This window comes from Clostridium sp., assembly GCF_032552055.1.
In the GTDB taxonomy this organism is placed as follows: Bacteria; Bacillota; Clostridia; order Clostridiales; family Clostridiaceae; genus Clostridium.
Map to the genome: position 1 here is coordinate 1 of NZ_JAWGSV010000212.1, position 5,385 is coordinate 5,385.

Annotated in this window: 5 protein-coding genes; 3 read left to right on the forward strand and 2 right to left on the reverse strand. The window is 27.1% G+C overall.

Going from position 1 to position 5,385, the window contains the following annotated elements:
• Nucleotides 1–117 precede the first annotated feature (117 nt).
• The 3 genes from E6248_RS12480 to E6248_RS12490 all read left to right on the forward strand — a co-directional run bounded on the left by E6248_RS12480 (nucleotide 118) and on the right by E6248_RS12490 (nucleotide 4,515).
• On the forward strand, nucleotides 118–834 hold the full coding sequence (locus tag E6248_RS12480; protein ID WP_316341126.1) for a lysophospholipid acyltransferase family protein: 717 nt from the start codon (nucleotides 118–120) through the stop codon (nucleotides 832–834).
• A gap of 501 nt (nucleotides 835–1,335) precedes the next feature.
• On the forward strand, nucleotides 1,336–3,084 hold the full coding sequence (locus E6248_RS12485) for a phosphoenolpyruvate carboxykinase (RefSeq protein ID WP_316341127.1): 1,749 nt from the start codon (nucleotides 1,336–1,338) through the stop codon (nucleotides 3,082–3,084).
• Between the two features lie 87 nt (nucleotides 3,085–3,171).
• Complete coding sequence (locus tag E6248_RS12490; RefSeq protein ID WP_316341128.1) at nucleotides 3,172–4,515, forward strand: DUF2334 domain-containing protein; 1,344 nt, start codon at nucleotides 3,172–3,174, stop codon at nucleotides 4,513–4,515.
• Between the two features lie 98 nt (nucleotides 4,516–4,613).
• Here the strand turns inward: E6248_RS12490 and E6248_RS12495 are convergent, their stop codons facing one another.
• Together E6248_RS12495 and E6248_RS12500 are read right to left on the reverse strand one after the other, a co-directional pair.
• The gene (locus tag E6248_RS12495; protein WP_136003596.1) at nucleotides 4,614–4,823 is read right to left on the reverse strand and encodes a DUF378 domain-containing protein; all 210 of its coding nucleotides are present in this window, start codon (nucleotides 4,821–4,823) and stop codon (nucleotides 4,614–4,616) included.
• Between the two features lie 64 nt (nucleotides 4,824–4,887).
• Nucleotides 4,888–5,355, reverse strand: a complete 468-nt coding sequence (locus tag E6248_RS12500; RefSeq protein ID WP_136003599.1) for an Lrp/AsnC ligand binding domain-containing protein — start codon at nucleotides 5,353–5,355, stop codon at nucleotides 4,888–4,890.
• Between the last annotated feature and the right edge of the window lie 30 nt (nucleotides 5,356–5,385).

Below are 5,385 nucleotides of genomic sequence, written 5' to 3' on the forward strand. Positions count from 1 at the left end.
GTATGATAATATTACTTTAATATAAATATTATTGACAAATATATATTAAAATATAATTGAAGAAAAAGGAATGAGCTTATATAATAAGATAAGAATAAGTAATGGTGGTGAATAGATGTGAAGATTTTTAAAGTTATACATTATGGTTTATATATGCTAGCTATGCAGCTAAAAGCATTTAAAAGAATATATATTCTTAAAACTAAGGGGGAAAGGGCAGCGATAGATTATGCAGGGAAAGTAGGTTTAGATTGGGCAAAATATACTGTTCATAGAGCTATTAAAATGAATGTTACTGTTATAGGTAAAGAAAACATTCCAGATGTGCCATGCTGTTACATAGGTAATCATACAAGTATATTAGATATACCTTTATTAGTTGATTCAGTTGGAAAATGTATGGGGTTTGTGGCTAAAAAGGAAATGGTTAAAACACCTATTATAGGTTATTGGATGGGTAAATATAATTGTGTGCCTCTAGATAGAGAAAATCCAAGAGAAGCAATTAAAGTAATTAGAGAAGGTAGTGAAAATATTAAAAATGGCTATAGTATGGCTATTTTCCCGGAAGGAACTAGAAGTAAGGATGGGGTTCTTAGAGAGTTTAAAAAGGGAAGCCTAAAGCTTGCTACAATGGCTAAAGCACCAGTAGTGCCAGTTGCTATAGATGGAGCATATAGAGCCTTTGAAATAGATAGGAAGTTTAAGCCTATTGATATTACAGTAACTTTTGGAGAACCTATATATACTGCTGACCTTACAAGAGAAGAAGAAAAGCAGTTAATGGATAAGGTAAGATCTATAATTGCTAAAAATTTAAATCAAGAAGCTTAGCATAAATGAAATTTATATTAGATAATTGAAGACGAAAATTTTAATGCATTTTTTGAAAATAAATTTAGTAATTCTCGAGGAATTACGTCATAAATTATTAATTGTTAAATATTAATTATTAATTGTTAAGAGTTGTACTTACAAACGGAATGTTTTAAGTAATAACTCTTTTTTTATTTCGTATAATTTATAAGAACACCTATATATTAATTTTGAATACAGTAAAATTGAAGGCTATTTAAATAAAATCACTATCTGAAACTTTCAAATACGAATAATCAGTATGAGGTTCTTATTTTTCATTTTTATTAGATCCATAAAAATAGGAGTTGCAAAATTGATGTTTACGATTACAAGGAGGGTTGATATTAGAAAGAGATAAAAATTTAAAAAAATGAAAAAATAATCTTTAAAAACTTGCATAATATATGATATAATAGATAAAAATTGAGTAAAAATGAAATTTTTAAATGATATACATTTCAAAAAGGGGGCAGAAATATGCGTAAAGAGTTTTCTTTAAGCAATGATAAAGTATTAATAAATTTTACTGCGAAGTATTGTTCTACATTTGAGGAATTAGTTGAAAGTGATGGTTTTAGAAGAGTAATTGAGAACTATTTATTAAAGTCTCAAAAGAAACTTACATTAAGTTTTAGATATTTAAGAGATTCATTAAAAACTGATGATGTACATGAGATATCTAATGCACTTATAAGAGTATTTAAATATTGTACAGTTATGAATGTTCAAGAAATTGTTGAAGCAAATACAACATTTGAAGGATTATTTAATGATAAGGACAAGTTTATTGCTTTTATTGAGGACTTATATTTATTCTGGAGAAGACTAGAAAGATATACATTAGTTCATAGCAATAAGTTACAAGATGGATTATCAGCTGTAAGTTTTACTCAAGCAAACTCAGCTTTATCAAATTTAATTTTAAAACTATATAGAAAAATTGAAAAGAATGTTTTAGGATATAAGCCAAGCGTCTTTAGACAAATTCCAGTTGGAGGTAATGCATCAATTATCTTAAATAAAGTATTATGGCCATTACCAAAAGGATATGAAGCCCTAGAAGATATTGAATTTATCGATAGTATTTTATTAGAAACTCCATTTATTACTTATCCTAAGAAGAATACTAGAAGTGGTATGTTTAGTGAAATATCAAAAAATCCATTAAATTATACTAATTTAAATAAGGATCACTGGTTCTGTTACCCAGCTAAGGTAGGAGAATTACTTGCATTTATTTATTTCCATAGAGATTTTATGCAACATGGAATAACTTTATGTAACCTTTTTGAACTTGCAAGATTAGAAGAATACAGAGGGAAGAAGCCAGATTTAGTTTATGTATTTGGTGCTAAAGATGGTGAAGGCGACAAGAAGACTGTATTCTATGATGATAAAGATAATGATATAATGGTTGGTTATATAAATCATTCTGAAGAAATAGATTATTTCGGATATATGAAGAAAATGACTCTTACACTTCATAATTTAGTTATGATTAATAGAGGATATCTACCAATACATGGTGCTATGGTAAATATAGTGCTTAAAGATGGTAAAAATGCAAATGTAGTTATTATGGGAGATAGTGGTGCTGGTAAGTCTGAAAGCTTAGAAGCATTTAGAACTTTAAGTGAAGATTATATCAGTGATATGACTGTTATCTTCGATGATATGGGTACATTTAAAGAAAAAGATGGTAAGATAATTGGATATGGTACAGAAATTGGTGCCTTTGTAAGATTAGATGACTTAGATCAAGGATATGCATTTAAAGAAATTGATAGAAGTATATTTATGAACCCAGATAAGATAAATGCAAGATTAGTAATGCCTGTTGCTCCATATAAGGAAATAGTAAGAGGATATGAAGTTGACTTATTCTTATATGCAAATAATTATACAGATGTTGCAGAAGGTGAAAATTCTATAGAATACTTTAAAAATCCAGAAGATGCTATAAAAGTATTTAAATCGGGAGCTAGAATGGCTAAGGGAACTACTTCTGAGAAAGGACTTGTTGAAAGTTACTTTGCAAATCCATTTGGACCAGCTCAAAAGCAAAATGAAACAGATGTATTAATTGAAAGATACTTTAATGCAATGTTTAAGGGAACTGTAAAAGTTGGACAAATTAAAACTTGTTTAGCATTAGAAGGTCAAGAAAAAGAAGGCCCAAGAAAAGCAGCTATAGAATTATTTGATATAATTAGAAATATAAAATAAATTTGTAATAAAGCCTACATTTAAAGTAGGCTTTTTTTGATGTAAAATATACTTATCAGCATACTCTTATGTAGGAGAGGATTATAGGTGAAAAAAAATATAAAGTTTTATTCAATTATAATTACAGTAACGATAGTAGTTTCTTTTTTTAATCTTCCTGCTTATAGAATTTATGGTGTAAGTCATAATTATGATACAACTAGAGGCCAAGAGTTTTTAAGAAAAATAAATGATGATGATAAAAAAGTAAATCATATTAAAAAGGTGCCATATGTCGTATCATTGTTCTTTAAAAATTCTAAGATGAACTTTAAAAATAATGTATTATATAGAGATAATAGGCTTTATATTTCTATATCAGATTTTATAAAATATTTTGGAGTAGCTGAAAAAGTAGATGATAATAATATAGAAATAGGAAAAGTAGCAAATATAAATTTAGAAGAAAAAGCTTTTTATAAGAATAATAATAAGATTTTATTAAGAGGAGATATATTTGAAGAAAATGGAGAATATTATATTTCTATTTTTGATTTATGTGAAATCTTAGATCTTAATACATATTGGGATTATGAAAACAATAGAATTTATATATCAAATAAGGCATCTAGTAAAACACAGGAAAAGATCCATGAAGATAAAAAGAAAAAAGGGTATATAAGATTTGAAGACTTTACTGCAGGAGATGTGTATCTTTCACAATCTGCCTTAGAAAAGGTAAGGAGAGTAGCAGACTATATGAATGAAAATGAGGAATCTTTTAGTGTTTCATGGATACCGAGGTATATAAACAATAGTTATAAAATAGATAATGATATTTCTAAAGAAGAATCAATGGAAAATTCTAACTTTATTTTCACCTTAGACTACTTGGTAAATAGAGGTGGTAATATTGGATTGCATGGATATACTCATCAATATAATGATACTGATAGTATAATAGGAGGAGAATTTGGTGATGATAATTGCAAAGATCCTGAAGAAATAAGAGGAAGAGTGGAAAGTGCATTAAATATAGCTAACAATACAAATATTCCCATTAGTTATTGGGAAACTCCACACTATCAAACTACAGAGAGTCAACAGAAAATATTTGAAGAATATTTCAAAATTATATATGAGCCAGCAATAGGAATTTATAACAAAAAGATAATTACAAGTAAGAATAATAATATTACAAAATATATTCCAACTCCATTAAGTTATGTAGAGGATGATACTGGAGAAGGGATGTTAAGTAGAATAAGAGAAAATAAAAATCAAGAGTTTAGCTTATTTTATCATTTAAGTATAGAGATAAAGAGCATAGAGGTTTATATTGATAATAATGGAGAGATTATTTATAAGTATGACGATAACTCAATACTTAAGAAGATAGTAAGTTTATCGAATGAATTAGGTTACAGATTTAATGATATTAATGGAATGTAAAATTAATATAGAAAAATCTTTTGTTTTTAAATAGTAGAATTCATGAAACTATAAAAAGATAGGGAGTATAAAATACTCCCTATCTTTTTAAAATATAATTAATCATTAGAACTCATATACTTACTTTTTGCGAAAAATGAAATGCTATATAGTCCAGCAACACCTACTAAAGCGTAAATTACTCTACTAAAAATAGAAGCAACACCAAATAAATTATCAACTAGGTTAAATTGGAAGAAACCTATGAGTCCCCAGTTAACTGCGCCTATGATAACTAATATAAGCATGATTGCGTCAAGTACTTTCAACAATATCACTCCCTTTATTTGATTTACAAATATTATTATAACCAAAAGGAATGATATTATTCAGTTAAAAGCTTATGTTTCTATCTATAGGTTGATTTAAAGAAATAATTGTATCTGTTCTTTGAATTCCATTAATAGAATTAATTTTGTTTAATAGTATATCTTGAAGGTCAGATATATTTTTGCATACTACTTTAGCAAAAATTGAATAATTTCCTGTTGTTAGATGTAGTTCAACAACTTCTTTTATTGTAGATAATTCTTCAAATACTGAATCAAAAGAAGAAGTTTTATCCACATATATACCAACGAAGCAACAAACATCATATCCAAGCTTAGGTAAATTTAGAAGTATTCTTGTACCTTTTATTATACCAAGTTCTTCCATCTTCTTCATTCTAACGTGAATAGTTCCACCACTTACATGACAAATTCTAGCTATTTCTAGGTATGGAGTTCTGCAATCTTTAATTAACAAATCTAATATTTGCAAATCTAATTCATCTAACTGATATGATAAATTTAAACTCATAAGACCACCTCATTAACATTTTATAATTTC

Bases quoted from the DNA above. Each gene is read 5' to 3' on its own strand.
- E6248_RS12485 (WP_316341127.1), top strand. From the start codon at position 1,336: ATGCGTAAAGAGTTTTCTTTAAGCAATGATAAAGTATTAATAAATTTT.
- E6248_RS12500 (WP_136003599.1), bottom strand. From the start codon at position 5,355: ATGAGTTTAAATTTATCATATCAGTTAGATGAATTAGATTTGCAAATA.